General features: G+C 49.9%; 22 protein-coding genes. 3 read left to right on the top strand and 19 right to left on the bottom strand.

All coding sequences use genetic code 11. The annotated features are described in order from the left end of the window. The first annotated feature begins 58 nt into the window (after window positions 1-58). On the top strand, window positions 59-445 hold the full coding sequence (mscL, locus tag HGBM_RS09830) for a large conductance mechanosensitive channel protein MscL (RefSeq protein WP_019120932.1): 387 nt from the start codon (window positions 59-61) through the stop codon (window positions 443-445). A gap of 85 nt (window positions 446-530) precedes the next feature. Here mscL and HGBM_RS09825 read toward each other — a convergent pair whose 3' ends face one another. The 5 genes from HGBM_RS09825 to HGBM_RS09805 are packed head-to-tail and all read right to left on the bottom strand — an operon-like array spanning window position 531 to window position 5,552. Beyond that, window positions 531-1,667, bottom strand: a complete 1,137-nt coding sequence (locus tag HGBM_RS09825) for a M20 family metallopeptidase (protein ID WP_019120931.1) — start codon at window positions 1,665-1,667, stop codon at window positions 531-533. A gap of 20 nt (window positions 1,668-1,687) precedes the next feature. After that, window positions 1,688-2,488, bottom strand: coding sequence for an ABC transporter permease (locus HGBM_RS09820; RefSeq protein WP_019120930.1), 801 nt, complete (start codon window positions 2,486-2,488; stop codon window positions 1,688-1,690). Then, window positions 2,485-3,327, bottom strand: coding sequence for an ABC transporter permease (locus tag HGBM_RS09815; protein ID WP_019120929.1), 843 nt, complete (start codon window positions 3,325-3,327; stop codon window positions 2,485-2,487). The genes HGBM_RS09820 and HGBM_RS09815 overlap by 4 nt, the downstream gene beginning before the upstream one ends. A 3-nt stretch (window positions 3,328-3,330) precedes the next feature. Continuing rightward, the gene (locus tag HGBM_RS09810; RefSeq protein ID WP_019120928.1) at window positions 3,331-4,425 is read right to left on the bottom strand and encodes an ABC transporter ATP-binding protein; all 1,095 of its coding nucleotides are present in this window, start codon (window positions 4,423-4,425) and stop codon (window positions 3,331-3,333) included. A gap of 8 nt (window positions 4,426-4,433) precedes the next feature. Continuing rightward, a complete protein-coding gene (locus HGBM_RS09805) occupies window positions 4,434-5,552 on the bottom strand; it encodes an ABC transporter substrate-binding protein (protein WP_019120927.1) in 1,119 nt (372 codons plus the stop codon). A 216-nt stretch (window positions 5,553-5,768) separates the two neighbouring features. Between HGBM_RS09805 and HGBM_RS09800 the strand changes: the two genes are divergently transcribed. Then, complete coding sequence (locus HGBM_RS09800) at window positions 5,769-6,521, top strand: IclR family transcriptional regulator (protein ID WP_019120926.1); 753 nt, start codon at window positions 5,769-5,771, stop codon at window positions 6,519-6,521. A 142-nt stretch (window positions 6,522-6,663) separates the two neighbouring features. Here the strand turns inward: HGBM_RS09800 and HGBM_RS09795 are convergent, their stop codons facing one another. The 6 genes from HGBM_RS09795 to HGBM_RS09770 form a co-directional block, all read right to left on the bottom strand. Then, window positions 6,664-7,968, bottom strand: coding sequence for an MFS transporter (locus tag HGBM_RS09795; RefSeq protein ID WP_019120925.1), 1,305 nt, complete (start codon window positions 7,966-7,968; stop codon window positions 6,664-6,666). Window positions 7,969-8,006: 38 nt separating this feature from the next. Next, complete coding sequence (locus tag HGBM_RS09790; protein WP_019120924.1) at window positions 8,007-9,422, bottom strand: response regulator; 1,416 nt, start codon at window positions 9,420-9,422, stop codon at window positions 8,007-8,009. After that, window positions 9,394-10,977: a sensor histidine kinase gene (locus HGBM_RS09785; RefSeq protein ID WP_019120923.1), complete on the bottom strand. Its 1,584-nt coding sequence runs from the start codon at window positions 10,975-10,977 to the stop codon at window positions 9,394-9,396. The genes HGBM_RS09790 and HGBM_RS09785 overlap by 29 nt, the downstream gene beginning before the upstream one ends. 240 nt (window positions 10,978-11,217) lie before the next feature. Beyond that, complete coding sequence (locus tag HGBM_RS09780; RefSeq protein WP_019120922.1) at window positions 11,218-12,105, bottom strand: nitrilase-related carbon-nitrogen hydrolase; 888 nt, start codon at window positions 12,103-12,105, stop codon at window positions 11,218-11,220. 64 nt (window positions 12,106-12,169) lie between these two features. Beyond that, the gene (locus tag HGBM_RS09775; protein WP_019120921.1) at window positions 12,170-13,018 is read right to left on the bottom strand and encodes a polysaccharide deacetylase family protein; all 849 of its coding nucleotides are present in this window, start codon (window positions 13,016-13,018) and stop codon (window positions 12,170-12,172) included. Window positions 13,019-13,380: 362 nt separating this feature from the next. Next, window positions 13,381-14,058 (bottom strand): queuosine precursor transporter, encoded by a 678-nt coding sequence (locus HGBM_RS09770; protein WP_019120920.1) that lies wholly within the window; start codon window positions 14,056-14,058, stop codon window positions 13,381-13,383. Window positions 14,059-14,371: 313 nt separating this feature from the next. On the opposite strand from HGBM_RS09770, the gene HGBM_RS09765 reads away from it, so the two are divergent. Further along, window positions 14,372-14,851 carry a CarD family transcriptional regulator gene (locus tag HGBM_RS09765; RefSeq protein WP_019120919.1) on the top strand — a complete coding sequence of 160 codons (480 nt, stop codon included), beginning with the start codon at window positions 14,372-14,374 and terminating at the stop codon, window positions 14,849-14,851. A 34-nt stretch (window positions 14,852-14,885) separates the two neighbouring features. Here HGBM_RS09765 and dhaL read toward each other — a convergent pair whose 3' ends face one another. The 8 genes from dhaL to HGBM_RS09725 form a co-directional block, all read right to left on the bottom strand. Continuing rightward, entirely contained in the window at window positions 14,886-15,536 is a 651-nt protein-coding gene (dhaL, locus tag HGBM_RS09760; protein ID WP_019120918.1) for a dihydroxyacetone kinase subunit DhaL, read from the bottom strand. A 32-nt stretch (window positions 15,537-15,568) separates the two neighbouring features. After that, window positions 15,569-16,597 carry a dihydroxyacetone kinase subunit DhaK gene (locus HGBM_RS09755; RefSeq protein WP_019120917.1) on the bottom strand — a complete coding sequence of 343 codons (1,029 nt, stop codon included), beginning with the start codon at window positions 16,595-16,597 and terminating at the stop codon, window positions 15,569-15,571. A 32-nt stretch (window positions 16,598-16,629) separates the two neighbouring features. Further along, window positions 16,630-17,637 carry an ABC transporter permease gene (locus HGBM_RS09750; protein ID WP_019120916.1) on the bottom strand — a complete coding sequence of 336 codons (1,008 nt, stop codon included), beginning with the start codon at window positions 17,635-17,637 and terminating at the stop codon, window positions 16,630-16,632. Continuing rightward, on the bottom strand, window positions 17,634-19,136 hold the full coding sequence (locus HGBM_RS09745; protein WP_019120915.1) for a sugar ABC transporter ATP-binding protein: 1,503 nt from the start codon (window positions 19,134-19,136) through the stop codon (window positions 17,634-17,636). Before HGBM_RS09745 ends, HGBM_RS09750 begins: the two co-directional genes overlap by 4 nt. A gap of 44 nt (window positions 19,137-19,180) precedes the next feature. Next, on the bottom strand, window positions 19,181-20,230 hold the full coding sequence (locus HGBM_RS09740) for a sugar ABC transporter substrate-binding protein (RefSeq protein WP_019120914.1): 1,050 nt from the start codon (window positions 20,228-20,230) through the stop codon (window positions 19,181-19,183). 57 nt (window positions 20,231-20,287) lie between these two features. After that, on the bottom strand, window positions 20,288-21,295 hold the full coding sequence (locus HGBM_RS09735) for a LacI family DNA-binding transcriptional regulator (RefSeq protein WP_019120913.1): 1,008 nt from the start codon (window positions 21,293-21,295) through the stop codon (window positions 20,288-20,290). A gap of 253 nt (window positions 21,296-21,548) precedes the next feature. Further along, a complete protein-coding gene (locus tag HGBM_RS09730; protein WP_245552928.1) occupies window positions 21,549-21,944 on the bottom strand; it encodes a VOC family protein in 396 nt (131 codons plus the stop codon). A 100-nt stretch (window positions 21,945-22,044) separates the two neighbouring features. Beyond that, window positions 22,045-23,022 carry a quinone oxidoreductase family protein gene (locus HGBM_RS09725; protein WP_019120911.1) on the bottom strand — a complete coding sequence of 326 codons (978 nt, stop codon included), beginning with the start codon at window positions 23,020-23,022 and terminating at the stop codon, window positions 22,045-22,047. Window positions 23,023-23,340 lie beyond the last annotated feature (318 nt).

Here is a 23,340-nt window from a genome sequence, read left to right as displayed (position 1 = left end):
CCGCACGAATTACGGTATAATAGCTGACCGAACAATCGAAAAAAAGGGGAAGGAATCCGTGTGGAAAGAATTTAAGGCTTTTGCGTTAAAAGGAAATGTATTGGACCTGGCGATCGGGGTCATCATCGGAGCGGCATTCGGCAAAATCGTCACCTCCTTGGTGGAGGATATGCTCATGCCGGTTATCGGCCTGCTCTTGGGCGGCTTGGACTTTACAAAACTTGTATTTACCTATGAAAATGCCACTGTCAAGTACGGGGCATTTCTGCAAACCGTAGTCGATTTCTTCATCATCTCTTTCTCGATCTTCCTGTTCGTAAAGGCGCTTAACAAATTCAAACGAAAAGCAGGGGAAAAACCGGCAGAACCGCCAGCGCCTTCCAAAGAAGAGGAACTCCTTGCAGAGATCCGGGACCTGTTAAAACAACGCCAGGGTTTGGCGTAATCTGTTGCGGTATCATAATCCCCTCATGCCCGACTGCAGCCAAGACAGTCCGCCTGAGGGGATTTTTTGCGAGAAAGCCCTTCAGTCAGCACCTCTCCAGCAAGCAGGCTAACAGCGCTGCCCGTTTGGGGATGTCATCCAGATAGACAAACTCGTTGGGAGAATGGGCATACCCTCCTCTGGCACCCAATCCGTCCAACGTGGGAACTCCGCACGCGGCAGCAAAATTCCCGTCACTTACCCCGCCGGTTCCCGCTTCGTCCAGGGATTCCCCCCACTCCTCGCGCATGATCGCGTGGGCCAAAGCGAAGAGAGCCGAGGTTTGCTCGGTCTTCTCCATCGGCGGACGGCGAATGCCGCCCTGCACATCCAACCGGGTTCCCTTGAGCACGGGGGAGAGATGAACAATATGCTCTTCTATTCGTTTGGCCTCCGCCATGCTCATGAACCGGACATCGATCTCGGCTTCCGCATGATCGGCGATCACGTTTGCGCCAATCCCCCCCTTGATCACTCCTACATTGACCGTCGTTCCCCGGCTGTAATCGGTCAACGCTTGCAGGGCGGCAATCTGGTAAGCCAACTCCTCTATTGCCGATATCCCTTTCTGATGGTCAACGCCGGAATGAGCGGAAACACCTTTCACTGTCAAGGTATACCGGGCGCTCCCCTTCCGCCATGTCTTCAGGGCGCCGCCCGGTTCCGCCGGCGGTTCCAGGACGAACGCCGCAGCAGAGCGCATCGCCTCCTCCTCGATCAGCTGGCGCGATGTCGGGCTGCCGATCTCTTCGTCGCTGTTGAGCAGCAGAACGATCCGTTTGTCGGCCGGCAGCCTGTCCAGCTGCTGCAGTGCGTGGAGAGCGAAGATCGCCTGCAAGACGCCGGCTTTCATATCGTATACACCGGGGCCATAGGCCTTCCTGTCCTTGACGGAAAAAGGCCGCCGGGACACCTCGCCTAACGGCCAAACCGTATCGTAATGACCAAGTATCAGTATCTGTTTATCTCCATTCCCGACTGCACAGCGCAGTTGGTCGCCGTATGTTGGATTTTTGACTCGCTCCACCTTTCCCCCTGTCAGCCTCACGAACTGACGGGCAAACCAGTCAGCCATCCGATCCCCGTGCGCCTTGTCGCGCGACGGAGAATCGTGGTTGACGCTTTCCTGGAGCAGTTGGAGCAATTCCGGCGTTTTTTGCTGCAAATACGAGTAAATCGGCATGATGTTGTTTTCCTTCTCCATTAATGTGATTGCGATTGTAATCCGAATAGACGGTCCAACCCGTAAACCTTTTCCAGAATGACAATAAACACCAAGCTAAGCAGGATAACAACGGATGAGATGGACGCGACCAAGGGATCAAGCGTCTCCTGCATATAACTGAAAATGGCCAGCGGCAGCGTTGTCGTGTCTGGTGCGACCAGGAACAATGAGACCGTCACATTGTCAAAGGAAGTCAGGAAAGAGAAAATCATTCCCGACACGATCGCCGGCCGCAAGAGCGGCAGGGTAATATCCCAGAAGACTCTGGCAGGGCTCGCACCCAGCATGTAACCCGCCTTTTCCAAGGTAAAATCGAACGAGCTCAATCCCGTCAGCACCAGCCTGACCACGTACGGCACCGAGATCAGGACATGGGCCAGCAGCAGCCCGGCAAATGTTCCGGCAAGCCCGATGCGTGTAAAGAACAGCAGGGCGGCGATCCCGATGATCAAGGAAGGAACCGTAAGCGGTGACAGCAGCAAACTGTTGATGACCTGGCTTCCCCGAAACTTGTATTTTGCCAGGGCAAAAGCCGCCAGTGTGCCGATCAGGGCCGCGAGAACGGCCGTAATCACTGCCAACTGCAAACTGACCCAAAACGAATCGATAAATTCCGGACGTTCGAAGATTTTGGCGTACCAGCGAAAGGAAAAGCCCTCCGGCGGGAACGACAGATACCCTGCCGCCGTGAACGAACTGGGAATGATCACGAGAATCGGCAAATTGACCAGCAGCAGGACAATGACGGTGATGATCCCGGCTAAACTCGGCTTTTTCATGACGCAAACACCTCTTTGTACCTCTTGGTTTCCGCCAAGCGCGTGAACAGCGCAACCAGCAGGATCGTGCTGCCGAGCAGCAGGAAGGACAATGCTGCTCCGAGCGGCCAATTTAACGTCGACATGACCTGTTCATAGGCGATCACCGGCAGTACCTTGACAGAAGTCCCGCCCATCAGCGACGGCGTGACGAACGCACTCATCGACAGACTGAACACCAGCGTCACCCCGGCGTAAATTCCCGGCAAGCTGAGCGGCAGCGTCACATCGAAGAAACTGCGGATGCGGGACGCTCCCAGAATGGCAGCGGCTTTGGAAAGCGACTGATCCACCGAGTACAGGCTGGTGGCGATCGCCAAAACCATGTAGGCGATGAACGAATCCGTCAAACCGATAACGACACCCAACTCGTTGTACAAAAGGCGCAGCGGCTCATGGATGAACCCGATCGACAGCAGCAGCTCGTTGATCCAGCCTTTTTCACCCAGCACGACGACCCAACCGAAGTTGCGAATCACCACGCTGATGAGGTGCGGAGCCAAAATCAGCATGGTGACAATGCCGCGAACCTTTCCCGAAGCGTTCGCCATGTAGATGGCGACGGGAAATCCGAGCAAAAGCGAGAATAAGACCGTCCAGAGGCTGACACGTATCGTCCTCCAGAGGATGCCGGTGTAAAAGGGATCTTGGATAAACAACAGGTAGTTCTCAAAGCTGAACTGCTGTTGATCGTTTTGCAGGCTGAGCACCAGCATCAACAGCATCGGCAGCAGGAAAACACCGAGCAGGATGATCAGGGACGGGGCAAGCAGCAGAGGAACGGCTAGTCGTCTACCCATGGCTCATCCTCTCTCCCCTGGCATGATCAGGACGTCTTCCGGGCTCCACTGGCAGCAAATATCACTTCCAATGGAGAGCGACAGGCCTGGGTCAAGCATCTGTACTTTTACCGACAACACCTCTGTGCCGATGCGGACATCGCACTCGGTGAATGCGCCTAAAAACGACGTCAGCTCTACTTTCCCCTTAGCCCGATTGGCGTCCGCGGGAGCATCTGCCGCGGTCAGGCGGATTTTTTCCGGGCGGATAAACACAGTTACAGCGTCCCCCTCTGCGACAGCCCTCTCCGGATGGACTGCTTTCAGGCGCAAACCGGATTGGGTCTCAACGGTGAGCAGGCGATCCTGCCTCGCGACGACCCGTCCCTCCAGCTTGTTCGTCTTGCCGATGAAGGTATGGACGAACTCGGAGGCAGGACGATGGTAGATGTCCGCCGGCGTGCCAATCTGTTCGACGTGGCCGTGGTTTAGCACGACAATCCGGTCGGAGAGCGACAATGCCTCTTCCTGGTCATGCGTTACGAATATCGTGGTGACGCCGATTTCCTGATGCAGCCGCTTCAGTTCATCGCGCAGCTCTTCCCGCAATTTGGCGTCCAGGTTGCTGAGCGGCTCGTCCAGCAGCAGCAGGGACGGCTCGATGACGAGGGCCCGGGCGATGGCAATCCGCTGCCGCTGTCCGCCGGAAAGCTGTTTCGGGTAGCGGTCTGCCACATGGGGGAGTTTGACCAATTCCAGCACCCGTTTTGACCGCTCCTGCATCTCCGTTTTACTTACCTTGCGAAGTTTTAATCCATAGGCCACATTTTCGGCTACCGTCATGTGCGGAAACAGCGAGTAGGTCTGAAACACCATGCCCAGCTCCCGCTTATGGGGCGGCACGCCGTTCATCCGCTGGCCTTTGATGAACAGATCTCCCTCATCCGGTTCGAGAAAACCGGCGATCATATTGAGCGTCGTCGTCTTTCCACAACCGGAAGGGCCGAGAAAGGAGATAAACTCTCCTTGCTCGACTTGCAAGTTGAAATTTTGAACTACCACATTGTTTTGAAAAACCTTCTTGATGTTACGGAGTTCAACATCGATCTTGGCTGCCAAGGTGACACCTACTTTCCTGCATTTGGTGCGATCTCTTTGTTAAAGCGGTCAAGCCACTGGGACATATTGCGGCCGATTACTTCGTAGTCAAAGTTGACGACCTTGCTTCTGTCAAATTCAAGCTGCTTGGCTACATCATCCGGCAATTTCACGGGAACAGCAGGATTGTAGTAGAGCTTGGTGGCGTACATCGTTTGCACTTCATCCGTCAGCAGAAAATCGATGAAAGCTTTGGCTGCTTCCGGGTGCTTCGCGCCTTTGACCAGGGTAGCGACGTTTGGCACGATATTGCCGCCCTCTTGCGGGAAGACGAATTCAATCGGCAGGCCTGCATCTTTTTGCGTCAAGCTGCGGGCCATGGTCCAGGTGGTATAGGCTGCACTCTTGTTTTGCAGGTTTTGCTGCAGCTGTGCCGCGCTCTTGGCAAATGTCGGCATGTAGCCTGCTATCGTTTTCAACTTCTCAAAACCTGGCTCCATGTCTTTTTCCGAACCGCCGTTGGCATAGGCCAGCATAATGGTTGCAGAGCGGCCGAAGTTGCTGGCGATGTCGGTCATGGTGATGTTCCCTTTCACCTCTGGACGGGCAAGGTCATTCCAGGAAGTCGGCACCGGAAGGTTTTTCTCTTTTACCAATTCGGAGTTGTAGGAGATTCCCATTGGCGTAAAGTTTACAACCACACCGCTGTTGTCACGCACTTTCAGGTCCTCGGGAACTTTGGCAAGATTAGGCACTTCCTTGTCCGTAATGGCCTCCCACAGCCCTTCCTCGCGGCCTTTGTCCTGCTCGCCGCCTTCAATGACGGTCAGGTCGATCTGCGGAGCATTTTTTTGCGCCTTTACTTTGGCAACGATTTCAGTGGAGACCCCGGATACGTAAGTCAATTTGACATTGGGGTATTTTTCATTAAATTTCTTGAAGATTTCATCCTTCATCAACTGCTCAACCGTTGCCCCGTTTCCGGCAATCACCAACTGATCTTCCAGTTGAGCGTTCCCCCCTGCAGAATTCGCCTCTTGATTGCTCGGTGCAGACGGTGCGGGTGCTGCCGCGTTCGATCCGCAACCTGCCAGCAGCGAACCAGCTAATGCCATCACTGAGAAAATGGATAATGCCTTTCGTTTCATCTAAATTTCTCCCCCGTTCATGATTGGCTTTTGTTCACGAATAGAGAACAATGTTTGCTATTCGAAAACGATAATGATATACTAGCATAACTGTACAGACAATTCAACCAAGAGGGAGAAGTGGAATTGTTTGCATTTCACCCTAATATTTGCTTCCATATGAGTGAGGTTACTCCACACCGTCCTTTCAGTACTTTACAAAGGGGTTTTCAATATATGAGCAACGCTTTATCATCCGTACGCAACGCCTGCAAACTGTTAAAAGTCTTTCTCGATTCGCCAAAGGAATTGGGTGTGACCGAACTGAGCAAACGGCTCGAGCTATCGAAGGGAGCGGTGCACAAGATGCTGGCGACGCTGGAATCTGAGGGATTTATCCGCCAAAACGACTCAACGAGGCAGTACACGCTGGGTTATACGCTGTTGGAGCTGGGCAATAAAGTGTTGAAAAATCACGACATCGTCGAGTTTTCCACTCCTTACCTGAAGGCGCTGGCCGCCCAAACCAAGGAGCTGGCTGTGTTGTGCGTCCTGGACAAGACGGATGCCATCTACGTTTCCCGGGTCGATTCGCCGCACCCGATCCGCTTTAACGTAGATATGCACCGCCGGTTTCCTCCCTACTCCACCACCGCATCCCGCGCTTTGCTGGCTTTTCAACCACAGGAATACCAGGAAAAGGTGCTGTCAGACGAGATAAAGTCGTACACGGCCTACTCATTTACATCTGTGGAAGAAATCAAGGCCAACCTGCAGGAGATCAGGAAACGCGGCTATGAAATCAGCTCCAACCGCCGCAACACAGGGGTGACCGGCATAGCGGCCCCGATCTTTGACTCCCAGCAAGCCATTGCTTCGATCAGCGTCATTGGCCCGTCTGACCGTATGCTGCCGCAGCAGGCAAGCATTTTGGAAAGCTTGCTCGCGACGGTCCGCTCCATGTCTTACGAGCTGGGATACCATGGGTAAAGAACGATAAAAGAAGGCCGCAAGTGCAGCGGGAACTTCCCGTCACTTGCGGCGTTTTGATTTGGCCCAAACGTTCTCGGCGTCTGGCGGGTAAAAAGGGTTGAACGATTCTCACGATACCCGGAGTCCAAAAGGGATCTCACTAGGAGATATAGTCTTCCAATTCATTGGCGGTCGGAATCCTCCGCATGATCCATAATGGCAGGAGTGCCAGCGGAAACAACACAGCTCCAGCCATAAATATAGCCGTTTGATACCCGTTTACACTGCTGATATACGGCGATAAATAACTGATCACAGCCCAGCTAAACCAGCACGCAGCAGAACTGATGGAGGATGCGGTTCCGCGCGCCCTTGTGGGGAACGCTTCTGTAAACATCCGCGGCATGGTTCCCCAGATGCCTGCTCCGAAATAATTCCAGAGCATGTAGGCAGGTAAAAAACTGGCGTACGTATCAGCAAAGCGGGTCATCCACAACATGATCAGCAAGCCAATGCAGATAAAGACAGTGTTTGCACCGCGTATGCCAATTTTGCCACTTAACCAACCGCATGTGATGAAGCCAAAAATGCCTACCAGACTGCCGTAACCAACCGTTCTCGTAGCTTCAACGAGGTCAAGCTGAAAAGCATGATTCATCCAATAGGGGGCAAACCAGTTTAGCAGTCCATAAGAGACGACAACTAAACTGATATAGATCGAGATAAAAACAATATTTTTCAATATTTCTCCCCTTGTTACTTGTAAGTAGGTAAATTTTACAGCTTCTTCCTTATTCATCTTGAATTTGGTAGAAACCTCGGAGGCCGTTCGATAACCCTGCGCAATGCGATGTTTCATTTCGTTTCGAAATTTGTATAAATCCTGGTACCTGACAGGTTCTTTCACATACAGCCGAATCAAAATGATAATAAACGCTGGAATGGCTGCGATCAAAAAAGCACTCCTCCATCCCCAGGCCGGTATAACATACAGGGAAATCAGCGTAGAAATCGCCGTTCCTGCAGGCCAGCCTGCTGCCATAATGCCAACGATCCACCCGCGATGTTTGGGCGGTACGGATTCGATGAGGATGGTGGCACCTACCGCATACTCGGCAAAAGCACTGCCCGTGGCCAGCAATCGAAAAATAACCAGTGAAGAAAAATTCCAGGCTAAACCGCTCAAAAACGTACCGATTGTCATAACAAAAAGAATCCACTGAAAGATCAGTTTTCTGCCGAAATAGTCCATCAGCGGACCAACAAACAGGTTGAATACAATCGAAATTAAGAAGCCAAAGGCAACAATAATACCAAACTCCTCAAGGGAAAAATTGAATTCTTCCATTAAGTGCGGGGCAACGAAAAAAAACAAGGAGGCATCCACAGCTGATATGGTCCATCCCAAAAATGCAATCGCTGTCAAAAAAAAATGGTATCTGTTTAAGCCATTTTTTTGAACCATGATAACCCCTCCCCTGATGACATGCTGCGTCGCCCGTATTACACATTCATTCGCCCAAGCTCTCGGAAACGATTTGGAGTGAGCAAGGTTTCCTTTTTAAAGACCTTCATAAAATATTTTACGTCATTAAATCCCACTTCCCTGCTGATCTCTTGCAAATTGCTCTGTGTTTGCAAGAGCATTTGCTTGGCTGCTTCAATCCGTATTTTTGTGACGTAGTTTGTGAAGTTAATGCCAACCGATTTTTTAAAGGATAAACTTAAATAAGCAGGTGAAATACCCAAATGGTCTGCCACCTGATCAAGGGAAAGCGAAGAGTCCCGATAATGTTCTTCAAGAAACGCTTTGGCGAGCTGGCTATAATCCAGCTTTGTCGTGTGAAATTGCATCACAATGTAATTCAGGATCGGGAGGAACACCTGGTTCTTCCACAAGATCAGTTCGTCCAGGCTTCGTAAAGCTTTAAAATCCGAAAACCAACTGTCACTTTTAAGCAAGCTTGAGGGTATGTGAAAATATTTGCCGATCAGAATGATGAGTTGAAAATAGAAAGACCACTGCTGTTGAAAAGTACTGTACGGAATCAGCAACTGGTTCATGTAATGTACGACCATTTGCTGATCGCCAGTTTGAATCATGTGGATGAACTCGGCCTCCTCCTTCACAGATATTGATGTTTTGGCAATCCCCGTACTCTCGCGATGACTGCTCTGTTGATAGGATAAGATAGCTTCCCTGAATGCTTCATAAACGGAACGCGAATTTCGATGACAGACTTGACTGATGCCTTGATGCTCGGCTGGCAACGATTCTTGGCAGCTTTCCAGAATTCCCTGCACATGCTCTAAAGACTCACCGCCGATCATATAAAGGTATTGAGCATCAAGCTGCACCAGATAGATATGCTCTTCTTCCCTTACAATATCGTCCGGCAGCGGATAAAAAGAAAACAGCATACCAAAATAGTCAAACGGAAATATGAATTCCTCTTCTGTTTCATGTTCGCCATGGGTAATTTGCTCGAAGATGTAACTCCTGAGTTTCAAAGCAGTATGCTTGCGCTTTTCTCGCTTTTCGTCCCGAATTTTGGATATAATGTGAATAATTGACGCTTTGAGTTCATTTGGATCAATCGGTTTCAAAATATAATCAACGACACCATACTTGATCGCTCTTTTTGCATACTCAAAATCATTGTAACCGGAGATGATGATAAACTTGGGAGTATGATCTGAAAGCTCGATGATTTTTTCGATCATCGCCAATCCGTCCATTTTGGGCATCTTGATGTCAGTCAAAACCAAGTCGGGCTTATATGTCTCAAATACTTGGAGAGCCTCAACCCCGTTTCTTGCATGACCCACGTATTGGATACAGAGCTCCTCCCACGGGATTGCTTTCTCTAATCCCCTTCTAATCCACGGTTCATCTTCGACGATCATCATTTTGTACATGCCAATCACTCCTTTCCTTATGATAGGGAAGCGTCACTTCAACAATCAAACCGTGTGGCCGGTTGCTTCTAAAATGAAGCCCGTACTCTTCACCAAAGGCAATTTTGATTCGCTGATTTACGTTATAGATGCCAATTCCAACACGCTTATTCGGTTCTCCCTGTCCTTCCGTAGGACACGTGCTGGCCATGGCCGCATTTAACATGTTAACTTTTTGTTCCGCCATGCTTTGACCATTATCAATGACCTGAATCACGACCCTATCGCCTTCTCTACGGCCGATGATCCAGATTTTCCCGCCATCGGAGCTGTCATTGAATGCATGTACGAAGCAATTCTCTACGATTGGCTGTAAAATGAACTTGATTGTTTTGCATTCCAGGATCTGTGGATCAATCTCCATTTCCTTTTCAATCAATCCGTCGAAGCGGATCATTTGCACATGCAAATAATGTTCGATATGTTCCAATTCATCTTTGATCAACACGTTCTCTCTTTCTTGCAGGCTATTGTAACGGAACATTTTTGATAGCGAGCGAGATAACTGGGCAATGAGGGGGACATTCTCGATAATCGCAATAGAGTTTATCGTCTCCAGTGTATTGTATAGAAAATGTGGATTGATTTGGGATTGCAGAGCCAATAATTTAGCCTCATCCGAACTAACCTTTAGCTGGTACTCCAGTTTCATACGCTCTCGTAACTTGGAGACAATTTCATTAAAACTGAGACTGATGTCCCAGATTTCGTCTTTCACCACCATGTCGTATTCGTAAAGCGTGTTAAGATCACCTTGCTTCAGCTTCTCCATTTCCTTGCGAAACCTGCCGATTGGGGCCGTTACGTGCGAAGAAATCAAGCTGATGGAAAACAGACTCAAAGCCACACTTACTGCAATGAGCCATACAATCAATTCCTTAAAAAAGTCATATTTTTCATAGATGACTTTTGTCGGCGTGAGTGCGACCAAATACCAATTGGTGCCGGGTTGCAAATAGTAGGTAACGAGTGTGTCTTGTTCCTGGTTCTTTATAAGGAAACTTCCGCTTTTGGCTATGATCTCGGAGTAAATGCGTTTCTGTAGCTCGGGAGTCATCACGTCCAAATCTGTCTGATACCGTACATTTTCTGCTGAGTCAATGACAAAGAGCTTGCTGGCCATGCTTAAACTTGCGTTGCGAAGCAGGGAGTCGATCATTTGTCTTCTTTTAGGCTCTGCAGCCTCGTCTGTTGCTGAGTGGACATCTCGTTCAATCATATCCAACGTATCGCTTACTTGAATGGCAAATTGCATTTGAATATCCACGTAGTTGCGGTACATTTTGGTATGCAGGATCTGATAAACAAGAAGATCAATCATGATGATCGGCAAAATAGTCATGATCGAATAGAAAATGATGTACTTGTATTTTATACGTAAAAACACGATGAGCCCCCGTTCCAATACAGGATTTATTAGGAAACGATTCTCAGCATGCGTTCCATTTGGCGTCATGCCGGCAGGCGGTTCCTTCTCATTGCGAAGATTCATGGGAATAATCGCTTGAGCATTCACATTCCTGGCAGCTTCCTAATTCTTCACTGGTCATACCCTGCGTCCAACATGAAGAAATGAACTCCCTTTTTTCTGCTTGCAAAACCTTGTGGATCAAGGGCTTAGATTTCTGCAAAATGCTCGTATATTCATTTTTTTAATTTTATCGATCTTCCTTTTGCGTGTCTACTGACAAGAAAGTAGGGAGCCACCTGCGGGCTCCCCTGTCTTCGTTCGTACAGTTGGAATTCTGACGCTTCCTTATTTGCTTTGAGGAAAAGATTTGTACGGCTCATACTTGGTGTATATATCCTGCCTTCTCGTCCGATCCACAAATGTCGTGGCCGCACCTGTCCTTCTGTTTTCATACAACTCGTCTATATTAACTGTTCCGGTAATCACCATACGCTTATTGGTTTCCGCTTCAGCTACGACTCCGTTTGGATTCCAAGCGGTATCACACGGACTGAGGATGGAAGCGCGCCCATATCCATTTGGAAGGGGGGCACCAGGTTGACCGATTGTGGGACAATGGACAAAATACACCTGATTTTCAATACTGCGCGCTTGCGCACAGTGCCTCACCCTCCAAAAGCCGTATTCGGTGAATGTATAGGATGGGCAAAAGATTATCTCTGCGCCGTTATAACTCAGTACACGTGAAATTTCCGGTATTTCCGACTCGTAACAAACAGCCAGCCCGATTTTCGCCGGCCCAATGTCATACACAGCTAAATCATCCCCCTCTGAAGTCTGCCAATTTGCTTCCGCAGGAAAGATGTGTGTTTTTTTATGCTCGACATACGTGCCGTCATCCTTGAAAATATAGCAGATGTTGTAATACTTCTCTCCCCTTAGCTCCAGATGGGAACCGGCTATGATGACTTGTTTTCGATCCCGGGCCAAACTCGCGAATAGTTCTTTATACTGATCGGAAAACGTATCTATGCGGTACAAGTCGGCTGCTGTCAGCTTCTCTCTGTCACCGAGAGCGGTTAACAAGCCTACCGTGAACAACTCAGGAAACACAACGTAATCGGAGTCATGAGGAACTTGATCCATCAGTTCGTAGACTTGCTTGCTGAAATCGCGGAAATCTTCGGTTGGTTCCACTTCGAACTGACACGCAGAGATTTTTACGTTTCTCATGTGGTTTCCTCCTTTTTTCATTTTGAAGTGGTTGAAAGGTCATGATGTCGGAAGACAAACACCATTATTCTTCATAGTAGTTGTCGTAGATTTCACCTAACGTCGCAAACCATGCGCCCCTTGATTCCATGTACTGAATCAGTTTCTCCAGCATTTGAATGGTATGGGCTCGTCCAATCGTTTGCGGGTGGGTCGTAAGCACATAGCAAGCGCCATCCAGTTGATCGCAGGCATAGTCAAATATAGAAGCCCAGCGATCGAAAATGTCACGGGTTGGACGCATGCCTTCCTGTCCCCCGGTCAGATATTCCATTTGAGGAAAATCGTCCAGGTACCAGGATACGGGGATTTCCACAATATTGTACGCAGGACCGAAGACATTCGCTTTATCAGCGTGGACCTCAACCGGACGTGGGCGATACGGGTGTAGATCGTTCCCCATCAGGCTACTGTCGTATTGGAATCCATATTTCTCCAACAGGCTCAATGTATTCGGACTGAAATCCCAATACGGAGATCGATAGCCGCGTGGTTTTACCCCGATTCGATCTAACGACTCCAATCCCATCAGCAAAACTTTTTCTTCTTGTTCATAACTCAAAGGCGTGGGATTTTCGTGCACGTAACCATGATGGGCAACCTCGTGACCTTGTGCCACTACTTCTTTGCAAATGTCCGTAAAGGTGTCAACGGTATGGCCAGGAATGCACCATGTTGTTTTGATATTATACTTTTCAAACAGTTTTAAAAGGCGTGGAGCAGCTACTTCCGCACCAAATTCTCCTCGAGACATATAAGCGGGAGACGTCAGATTAAAAGAACCAATCCAAATGGATTGAGCATCAAAGTCACAACCGATATTCACAGCCACTCGTTTGCCTGGGGGGAGTTTGACCTTACCACTCTTTTGCATCATGTTTCCTCCTCGTTTTTGGAATGGATGATAAGCTCTGTTGATTACGCTTTCATTATAGACACGCCAGTTTATCGCCGAAAATTCCAAATTATTTAACAGGGTGTAATTTTTTAATCTTCTCTTGACGTTTTACATACAGAGTCAATCTTTGGGACAGCGTGTAGAAAATCCCCATTTCTGCAACTAAGAAAACTGCGGGTCTGTCACCTGCAGTTTTTTGTTACTGCCACAGCATAATGTCTAAGCGGTCAAAAATGCAAAACGGGTATGTACCCACAAATTTGAATTAACGACTGATCTCAAAAGAACAAGCCCGCTCTTTTTCCAAGAGCGAGCTTGTTCTTTTTGTGTATGTCAACTTACCTTCTGGCCCATTTCACCAGCAGATATATAAACGGAGTGCCTATTACTGACATCGCTACCTTGACGCTGAATTCCGTCGAAGTAGCCAGAAGCATTTCAGATATCGGCATAACCCCCCAGAAGCCTACGATGAAGAAAACCACTGTATCCAACAGCTGACAGATGATCGTCGAAACATTGCTGCGCAGCCACAGATACCTTCCGTTTGTTTTTTCACGCAGCGTTGTAAATAAATAGATATCAATGTTTTGGCTAATGGAATACGCGACCAAAGAGGCAAGCACCATTCTCGGTACGCCGCCCAGGACCGTCTCCAGCTCCTTTTGGTTTTCAAAATACGGTGCTGATGGCATGTGAATGACAAGGGTAAACACCCCAACCATGAACAGGTTCATGCATAAGCCTGTCCAGATCGCCCGCCGAGCTACCTTCCTTCCCCAGATTTCCGAGATCGTATCCGCCATCACAAAAGTGATCGGATAGAAGAAAATAGCTGCCGTCACATTGGCGAACCCCACGTCGACCACCTTGATCGCGACGATATTGGCTACCATTAACGCCGCTATAAAACTCGCTGCCAATACGATCAGCTTCTTGGTAGTCTTGTCTATCGACAGGTACGGAACAGCTCCTCCTTCCGATAGACTGCTAGTCGGTGTCGTCCCTCTGTTCAATTTTCATTCCCCCATAGTTTTGTTTATAGACAGGATGGTTTCGAACTGTCTTGATACAGCATATTACAAACAGCTTCACTTTTACAGCAAAAAATTTTTTACCAAAAAGCGTTGGTCAGCCGAGCAACAGTTGGCTTGCGGATGAAACCATTTTTCCCGGCTAAGCATTTCGTCCGTTATACTGCCAGGCCTCCCAATACACACGATATTACCAGCAAATTATATCGTTGACAACAATAAATTACACATGGTAAAATTAAAATTTTTTATTACCAAACCAAACTATGTTATACTTATAGCAGGAGGTGTGGGTATGTTTCAGGTTGGCGACAAGATCTTTTACCCGATTCATGGTGCAGGCATCATTGAAGCGATTGAGGAAAAGAATTTTCTGGGTGAAAACCATCTCTATTACGTTTTAAATATGCTGTTGCGAGAACTCCATATCATGGTTCCTGTCGAAAAAATATCCTCTCTGGGCATCCGTCAAATTGTCGATTCAACTGTGATGGAACGCGTACTGGCCAGCTTTCATGAAGGTGAGCCGGAGGTTATGGCGAATGCGAATCTGCGCTTCCGGATCAATACAGATAAGTTGAAAAGCGGCGACATACACGCCGCGGCCGAGGTGATCCGGGAATTGCTGTGGATTAGCAAACAGAAGGGGCTGGGAACAGGGGAACGAATGATGCTGGATCACGCCCAACAGGTTTTTATGAGCGAACTTGCCCTCGTCAAGGGAATCGATGCCGAAGAGGCGTTCGATCTCTTGAGGCAAGCTATCGAGCATTAAAACAGGAAGGGAGGATTCCTCCTCCCCTTTCCCCTTACCCAGTTTCCTGGTTATTCACATAATTGGCAAAACCTTTGAAAAAGAGCGCCCCCACAGCAGCTCCCGGATCCTGGTGTCCGATTGAGCGTTCGAGATACCTGCCGGCCCGGCCGTGCCGGGATTGCATCCCGATCGTTCGCTTTGCACCGTCTTCTGCGGCCGCGTAAGCATCGTTGATCGCTTCCTTTAACGGCTTGCCCGCTTGGTGTGCCGCTTCCAACGCATTCATCGCGGGAACGATCGAATCGAGGATCGTTTTGTCTCCGACCTTCGCCTTGCCCCGCTCCACCAAAGCCTGAACCATCGCGCTGGTCATGGTGAATAAATCCTCCACATGCAATTCGGCTTTTCCCTGCATCACCTTTCCCCCGCGGATCAGAGCGGACGCCATTAAGGTTCCCATCGTGGATGCCACCGTTTCCCCCATCACAAGCGCGCTTCGCATCAAGACAATACCGATGTTCTCATCTGGAATGTTGGGCAGATTTTCCGTCACAGCCCGGAATCCTTTGGACATCGTCAAGCCGATGTCACCATCGCCCAGCGCTCCGTCCAGCTGGCAGAGGTAATCTTTCTGTTCGTCCATCAGCCTGGTAATCTCGATCAAAATATTTCGCATGTCAGCCAACGTCAGCGTTTCTTTCACATCTCTTTCCACCTTTGTCTCTTTTGTTGGACTTACAGTTGGTTTTGCGTATAGAAGGGCGTATGGAAAGGCGCATCCAGCAGCTCGCGCAGTTCATCGTTCAGACGCAATATGGACACGGAAAGGCCGGTCATTTCCAGCGAAGTGGCAAACTCGCCGATATAGCGCTTGTAAATCTTTATCCCTTTTTCTTCCAAAAGTTTATGCACGGTTCTATAGATAATATATAGTTCTTCCAGAGGCGTGGCCCCTAATCCGTTGATCAGAACGGAAACATCCTCGCCCTGTTCAATCGGCAAATCGGCCAGAATCGCCGTCACCAAGGATTTTGCGACTTCGTCGGCTGATTCCAGCTTTCCGCGTTGAATTCCGGGCTCGCCGTGAATCCCCATGCCGATCTCCATCTCGCCTTCCCCGATCGTAAATGTCGGACGACCGACTGCCGGCAGGATGCAAGGCGTGAGCGCAACGCCCATGGTGCGTACATTCGCATTGGCCAATTCGGCGATTCGCTTTACCTCATCCAGATTGGCCCCTTGTTCCGCTTTGGCAGCAGCCAGTTTGTACAGATAAAACATGCCTGCCACACCGCGCCGTTGGTGCTCATATCCTGCCGGCATCGATGCCACGTCATCCGTCGCCACAACGGTTTCCACGCGAATCCCTTCCAGGTCGGCCAATTCGGCAGCCATGTCGAAATTCATCACGTCCCCGCCGTAATTCCCGTAGATGTACAGCACTCCCTCTCCGCCGTGTATGGCTCGCGTCACATCCAGCATTTGCTGGGAACTGGGCGAGGCAAAAATATCCCCTACGGTAACCCCATCCAGCATTCCTTTCCCCACATAGCCGAGGAACAGGGGAAGATGCCCGGAACCGCCGCCTGTAGCGATGGCCACCTTTCCCCGTACGGGAGCATCGATTCTGGCCAGCGCGCGGTTGTCGCTTCTGACGCTCTTCAATTGATCGGCATGCGCGAGCAGCAGTCCCTCCAACATGTCATCCACGACTTTTTCCGGATCGTTAATAAACTTTTTCATCACATTCACCTCTTGGCTCATCTGCGTTCCCTCCGCTTCTTCAGCATGTTTTTTCACCCTGCTTTTTTGTTGCTTACAGAGTCGATCAGTGCGGCAAAAATAATGACAATTCCCATGATCAATCCCTGGTAGTGCGAGGAGATATTCATGAGATTCATCCCGGTGTTCAGGACGTTGATCAAGAGGACCCCAACCAGGGTGCCAAAAATCGTCCCCCTGCCGCCGGACAGACTGGTACCGCCAATCACCACGGCGGCAATTGCCATCAACTCCAGGTTTGAACCTGCCAGGGGCGTTCCCGAGCCGAGCCTGGCGGTCATCATCAAGCCGCCGAGGCCAGCCAGGGTGCCGGCGATGACATAGACCATCATTTGGACGCGTTTGACATTTATCCCGGAGAGCTCGGCCGCTTTCTTGTTGCTGCCAATCGCGTAAACATGGCGGCCGAACACCGTGTTGGACAATACGTAGTGAGCCGCCAGGAACATGACGACCGTAATCAGGATCATCACGGGAATGCCGGCGATTTGACCCATGCGGAGAAATTGCAGAGTCGGGTCTTTATAGACGGAGATGGTCTGGGCGTCCGAATAGACCAAGGTCACTGAACGGGCCGCAGCCATCATCCCCAACGTGACAATGAACGGTGCCATGTTACATCTCGTAATGAAGAACCCGTTTATCATGCCGCTCAGCGTGCCTGCCAACAGGCCGACCAAGACAGCGACAATCAACGGCATGCCCGATTGAACCATGCCTGCGATAAACATTCCGGAAACGGCGACCACAGATCCAACGCCCAGGTCAATCCCCGCTGTAATAATCACATAGGTCATCCCGATGGCCACCACACCCATGATGGCGCTTTGCAAGAAGATGTTCAGGATGTTATCGATCCGCAGAAACTGTTCCGTTGCTGTCGAAAAAAACAGGCAGAGCAGCAGCAAGGCAACCAGCACTTTATTTTTTAGCAGCAGCAAGAGAACGCTGCTTTTTTGCTCCGCTTTTCTTTTGACTGCTTCAACAGAGGATTCATGTAAGGATGCACCCTGGTCGCTCATACTTCCCCCCCTTTTGTCGCACAAAGCATAATCTTCTCCGGCGTGACCTCTTCACGGGTGAACTCGCCGGTAATCCTGCCGTCGGCCATCACCAGAATCCGGTCGCTCATGCCGATCACCTCCGGCAGTTCCGATGAGATCATGATGATGGAGGTGCCTTGTGCCGCAAGCTGTTGGATGATCTGGTAAATCTCCGATTTGGCGCCGATATCAATGCCGCGCGTCGGTTCATCCAGGATGAGAATGCGCGGCTTTGACTCCAGCCATTTTGCGATGATGACCTTCTGCTGATTGCCCCCGCTCAGATTGGTTATAACCGTACCGCCGTGAGGAGATTTGATCCGCAGCTCCGAAATGTGGCGATCCGCTGCTTCCCTCTCCCGCCTCGCGCTTACTTTGCGGAATCGTCCGGCAAATCGCTTCAAGGTAGCAAGGGTAATGTTATGGGTGACGGAAAAATTCCCGATCATTCCATGCTGTCTGCGGTCCTCCGGCACCAGCGCAAAGCCTTGCGATATGGTATCGCGGGTTGATCTGACTTTTTTCTGTTTGCCGTCGATCCAGATTTCTCCGCTGGAAATCGGCTCGACGCCGAAGATAGACTCCATCAATTCAGTCCGTCCGGAGCCCATCAGCCCGGAAAACCCGAGAATTTCCCCTTTATGCAATTGGAAAGAGATGTTTTCAAAGACGCCCTTCCGCCCCAAATTCTTGATCTCCAAAACGACTTCCTGGCTCACTCTTCCCTGTCTCTTGGGGAATATCTGCGTCAATTCTCTTCCGACCAGCATGCCCACGATCTGATCCGGTTTGAGCTCCTTGGAGAGCCCGCCGCCGGCATTGCATCCATCGCGAAGGACGACGACTCTGTCACAGATCTCGTATATTTCTTCCATCCGGTGAGAGATGTAGATAATCGCAATGCCTTTTTCCTTTAAGGAACGGATGATTTCAAACAGCTTGGCTGTTTCCTGCTCTGTAATCGCCGACGTCGGCTCATCCATGATGATCACTTTCGATTGAAAAGAGAGCGCTTTGGCGATCTCGACCATCTGCTGTGTGCCGACAGTCAGATCGTCGACAATCGCCTTGGGATTGATTTCAAATCCGAGCTCGCCGAGTAGGCGTTCGGCATCCAGAAACAGCCTTTTCTTGTCTAAGGAAAATCCCTTTCGCGGCAGAGAGTGAATATAGATGTTTTCCGCTACCGTTAAATGGGGCAGCAGATTTAGTTCCTGGTGGATGATGCTGATCCCTGCCCTTTGCGAATGCTTGGTGCCGCGCAGCACGATTTTCTTTCCTTCCAACCAGATGTCGCCCGAATCCGGCGTGTAAATCCCGCTTAAAATTTTCATCAGGGTAGATTTTCCTGCTCCATTTTCCCCGAGCAGACCTACAACCTCCCCTTCGTTTATGCTGAAGTCAACGTTGTCCAGGGCTTTCACACCGGGAAATGTCTTGGAGATCCCGGTCATCTTCAGCAGAGCTGCCTTCTCCATTCCAGATCCTCCCGCGTTTCGTGTTTTCCCCATTCCTCCCTGCGTCAGTTACTCTTCAATTCCGTGGCCCATAATTTTTCCGTATCCACATTCTCCTTCGTCACCAGGAAATTGCGGGTATAGGTATGCGCTTCAACCTGTTTCTTATCGATCAAGGCCTGCTTGACGTAATCGACCGCCATTTCACCCATCTCGATGGGGACCTGTGAGATCGTCGCATCGATGCGCCCGTCTTTGATCGCCTGTACTGCTTGGCGGGTGCCGTCGATTCCGATGATGATGATATGCTCCTTGTCCTCAAGCGGTTTAAACCGACCTGCTTGGTCAATCGCATTCGCCGCTCCCACCGTATTGTCGTCATTGTGGCCAAACACAGCGTCAATTTGCGGGTTGGCCTGTAAAATGTTCGTCATGACATTCAATGCCTTTTCCTGGTTGAAATCAGCCGCTTGGCGAGCAATAATCTTAATATTCGGATATTTTTGTTCGATTTGTTCGTTAAATCCCTTGCCGCGGTCACGCGCAGCCGTTGAGCCCAGCAGCCCTTGCAATTCTACGACATTGCCGACGTAATCCCCATGCCTCTCTTTCAACTTCTCGGCAATATAGTCTGCCGCTTTGCGCCCCATCTCTACGTTGTCTGTCTCCAGGAAAGAGAGCAGAGTACCGGCTGATGCCCCCCGGTCAAGCGCAATCACGGGAATACCGGCCTGATTGGCTTTTTCGATCGCGGGCACGATGGCATCGACATCCTGCGGATTGACGATAATCACGTTCACGCCTTTTTGAATCATATCTTCTATGTCAGATACCTGTTTCGCCGCGTCCCCGTTTGCATTGGTATGAATCAGTTCAAATCCGTTCTTCTCCGCCCCCTGTTCCACTCCTTGCTTCAGCGCTACGAAAAAGTCGATGCTGAGAATCGAGTTGGACATCCCGATCTTCAGTTTTCCGGTTTCGGCGCCGGCAGAAGCATTGTTGTCGGACGGGGCGCTGCCGGATGTGCCGCCTGTTTCCGTGCTCTGGCCCGAACTGCAAGCAGCAAGCAATCCGACCAGAGCAAAAGCCGTCAGCAAGCTGATTATTTTTTTCATTTCATTGACCCTCCATTCATTTTTTATCTGATCAAACCTCTGGCGGCATGCGGTCCTTTAACGAGTGTGCGTGCCGCAAGAGGTTCCAATGATTAATTTGGGCGTTACCAAAAACTCCTTGGGCTGTTGGAGATGCCGGTCGGTTTCAATTCGCTCAAACAGGATCTCAGCCGCTATTTTTCCGACTTCGTAAGGATCTTCTTTGGCTACGGTAAAACGGGGACGCAATATGCCGTACTCGTCGATATCGCCAAATCCTACAACCCCCACCTCATCCGGGACATTTACTTCCATCTCCCACAGTGCCCTGATCGTCCCGGCAAGTGCGATGTGATTCGTAGCGTATATGCCATCTGGCAGGCCGTCCTTTTCCAATTTTTGACGGACAGCAGCTGAAACGGCTTCGATCTGGACGCCGACTTCCAAAAAAGCTTGTGTCTCCGCATCCAGCCCCAACAGCTCAATCGCTCTTGTGATCCCTTCGTACCTTTCCACTTCCACCGAATTGCCCAGAGCTCCATGGATAAACAAAAGTTTGCGGAAACCGTGGAAATACAAATGCTGCACCAGTGTAATAGAAGTGTTGATATTCTCGTGAACCACCGTATCGAAGCGGGAATTTTCAACTCTGCGGTCCACCAGTGTGACAGGAATCGTATTGGGCACGATCAGCTCATCCAGCTTCCTGCCGGTCGGCACCATGACAATTCCGTCCACCCGTTTTTCGATCAACCACTCAAGCGCCTTCCTTTCCTGTTCCGGATTGTTGTTGTGCGAACAAAAAATCAGACTGTACTCCATTTCATTTGCGACGTCTTCCACCGACTTCATGATTTTCGTCATGTACGGATTGGATATATCCTCAACAGCCATCCCGATCATGTTCGTCTTTGCCTGTTTGAGACTTCTCGCAACGGCGTTGGGCTTGTAATTTAACAGCGAGATCGTCAAGAGGACCCGCTCTCGAATCTTGTCACTGACATAACCGGAATTATTGATCACCTTTGAGACTGTGCCAATCGAGACTCCTGCTGCCGCAGCTACATCTTTTATTGTGGACGTCATAGATCACCTCGTAATGAAACGTTTCATTATACATGAAAAAATAGGGGATCGATCCTGTTTTTGTTATTCATTTTCACCGCTTCACGAGAGTAAAACGTTTCATTGCCATCAGTATAAAACGTTAGCGCTTTCATTTCAACTCATTATTTTAAATTTTTTATATTTTCCTAACAATTCACTGGGTAAATGAAACGTTTCATCGGTCTTTGCTCACGCACGAAAAGACGCCGCCCAGTTGATGAGCGGCGCCATATCACATTCCATTGTACTGAAGCAAATCAAATCGATTGCCGTACAAGTCTTCAAAAACCACTTCTACTCCCCAGGGAACCGTCTTTGGCTCGCCAAAAAAATGAACACCTTTGGCTTTCATCATCCGGTAATCCCGGAGGCAATCGTCTGTCTGCAGCACCAGCAGCACATGGTTGGCAGCCTGGCTGCCCACGCGCTCCAGTTTTTCTGCCGTATCCGCTTTGACAAACACAATGGCCGTTTCATTATTTTGGGAAGGTGCAACCGTTACCCATCTCATCCCGTTGCCAAAGGAATTGTCCGTCAACAGCACAAAGCCTAAACACTCCGTATAAAAGCGGATCGCTTCATCGTAATCCTTGACCAAGATGGTGACATGGCCAAATTTTCTGTTCAAAATGGATCTCTCCTTTCCTTCTCTGTCCATCAGGCTTTCCTTGTAACGCTTATCAGATACATTCCCCTGATAGAACAGCAGACGGCGCGATTCAGCCAGCTTACGGAATCAACAGCACCTTGCCCCGGCTGCGCCGCTGCTCCACCCAATCCTGCGCCCGGGCCGCCTCTTCCAGAGAAAACTTCCGATCGATGATCATGCGCAGCCGTCCGGAAGCGAGAAGCGAGATCACCTCTTCCCCGCTCTGACGCAGCGCCTCTGGACGCTCGCGCCGGTACGTCCCGAGACTGTACCCCAGCATGGAGCGGCAGCCAGGACTCAACGAACCCCAGGAGATGCTGCCCGCCGTACCTCCGGCATTTCCGAACTGGACGAGACGACCGAACTTCGCCAAGCTGGACAGGCTGTTTTCCAAGACATGCCCCCCGATGGAATCCAGGATTACGTCGACGCCTTTTCCATCAGTCAGCTCCAGTACCTTGGTGGAAAAATCGGCACGGTCACCGGCAATGACGAAGTCAGCACCCGCCTGATAAGCAGCGTCCGCCTTGGCTTCACTGCCAACCGTACCAATCACCTGACGTGCTCCGAGAATTTTTGCGAGCTGGATCGCCGTTGTCCCCACTCCGCCGGCTGCGGCATGGATCAGCACGGTTTCACCCGCTTGCAGAGCGGCGACTTTACGAAGCATGTTGTAGGAGGTAAATGATACAATCGGACAAGCCGCCGCCGTCTCCATGTCCAGCGTGTCGGGAATGGCGTAGGTCAGCACCTGGTCTGCCGTCGTATACTCCGCATAAGACCCCCGGTTGGGGAAGGCAATCACACGCTGGCCCACCTGAAATTGCGTGACTTCTCCGCCGACTGCCTCGATCGTGCCGGCCACGTCCAGCCCGGGTATGTACGGAGGTGTCTTTGCTCCGTGGTACTTTCCGTATCGCGCTTTGATGTCGGCAAAATTGACGCTGGCTGCGGCTACCCGGATCAACACTTCGGTCGGTCCGGGAGAAGGTATGTCGGTATGCTGGCAAGCTAAAACATCCGATCCGCCAAATTTTGTTACGAATATTCCTTTCACGGTATGACCTCCTTGATCGAAAATAGACGTCTACTGATTGCCTTGGTTTTTTACAATAATTCAGATAACAGAATCGGCTTACAGTTTTCAGCGTAATCGAGTTATTGTTGATACAAGCGAAATTCCGTCTGTGTGAATTGTATCATTTATTCCAACTTCAGAGCTATACACCGCATCCGCGAACACAACTCTGTTGTATAATCATGGTAGTAATCTACTATCTGGATTTAAAGGAGCCAAAGGATGTTTACCATACTCGGCTATGGACATTTATCCTCTTTATTAAAATTCATTAGTCATACTCCCTTCTCCATAAGA

This window comes from Brevibacillus massiliensis, assembly GCF_000311785.1.
Taxonomy (GTDB): domain Bacteria; phylum Bacillota; class Bacilli; order Brevibacillales; family Brevibacillaceae; genus Brevibacillus_C; species Brevibacillus_C massiliensis.
This window is presented reverse-complemented; position numbering and strand designations above follow the sequence as displayed.

Excerpts from the sequence above, each read along its gene's own strand:
- HGBM_RS09825 (WP_019120931.1), bottom strand. The coding sequence starts at position 1,667 with ATGCCGATTTACTCGTATTTGCAGCAAAAAACGCCGGAATTGCTCCAA.
- HGBM_RS09820 (WP_019120930.1), bottom strand. The coding sequence starts at position 2,488 with ATGAAAAAGCCGAGTTTAGCCGGGATCATCACCGTCATTGTCCTGCTG.
- HGBM_RS09815 (WP_019120929.1), bottom strand. The coding sequence starts at position 3,327 with ATGGGTAGACGACTAGCCGTTCCTCTGCTGCTTGCCCCGTCCCTGATC.
- HGBM_RS09805 (WP_019120927.1), bottom strand. The coding sequence starts at position 5,552 with ATGAAACGAAAGGCATTATCCATTTTCTCAGTGATGGCATTAGCTGGT.
- HGBM_RS09800 (WP_019120926.1), top strand. The coding sequence starts at position 5,769 with ATGAGCAACGCTTTATCATCCGTACGCAACGCCTGCAAACTGTTAAAA.
- HGBM_RS09795 (WP_019120925.1), bottom strand. The coding sequence starts at position 7,968 with ATGGTTCAAAAAAATGGCTTAAACAGATACCATTTTTTTTTGACAGCG.
- HGBM_RS09790 (WP_019120924.1), bottom strand. The coding sequence starts at position 9,422 with ATGTACAAAATGATGATCGTCGAAGATGAACCGTGGATTAGAAGGGGA.
- HGBM_RS09780 (WP_019120922.1), bottom strand. The coding sequence starts at position 12,105 with ATGAGAAACGTAAAAATCTCTGCGTGTCAGTTCGAAGTGGAACCAACC.
- HGBM_RS09775 (WP_019120921.1), bottom strand. The coding sequence starts at position 13,018 with ATGCAAAAGAGTGGTAAGGTCAAACTCCCCCCAGGCAAACGAGTGGCT.
- HGBM_RS09765 (WP_019120919.1), top strand. The coding sequence starts at position 14,372 with ATGTTTCAGGTTGGCGACAAGATCTTTTACCCGATTCATGGTGCAGGC.
- HGBM_RS09755 (WP_019120917.1), bottom strand. The coding sequence starts at position 16,597 with ATGAGCCAAGAGGTGAATGTGATGAAAAAGTTTATTAACGATCCGGAA.
- HGBM_RS09750 (WP_019120916.1), bottom strand. The coding sequence starts at position 17,637 with ATGAGCGACCAGGGTGCATCCTTACATGAATCCTCTGTTGAAGCAGTC.
- HGBM_RS09745 (WP_019120915.1), bottom strand. The coding sequence starts at position 19,136 with ATGGAGAAGGCAGCTCTGCTGAAGATGACCGGGATCTCCAAGACATTT.
- HGBM_RS09740 (WP_019120914.1), bottom strand. The coding sequence starts at position 20,230 with ATGAAAAAAATAATCAGCTTGCTGACGGCTTTTGCTCTGGTCGGATTG.
- HGBM_RS09735 (WP_019120913.1), bottom strand. The coding sequence starts at position 21,295 with ATGACGTCCACAATAAAAGATGTAGCTGCGGCAGCAGGAGTCTCGATT.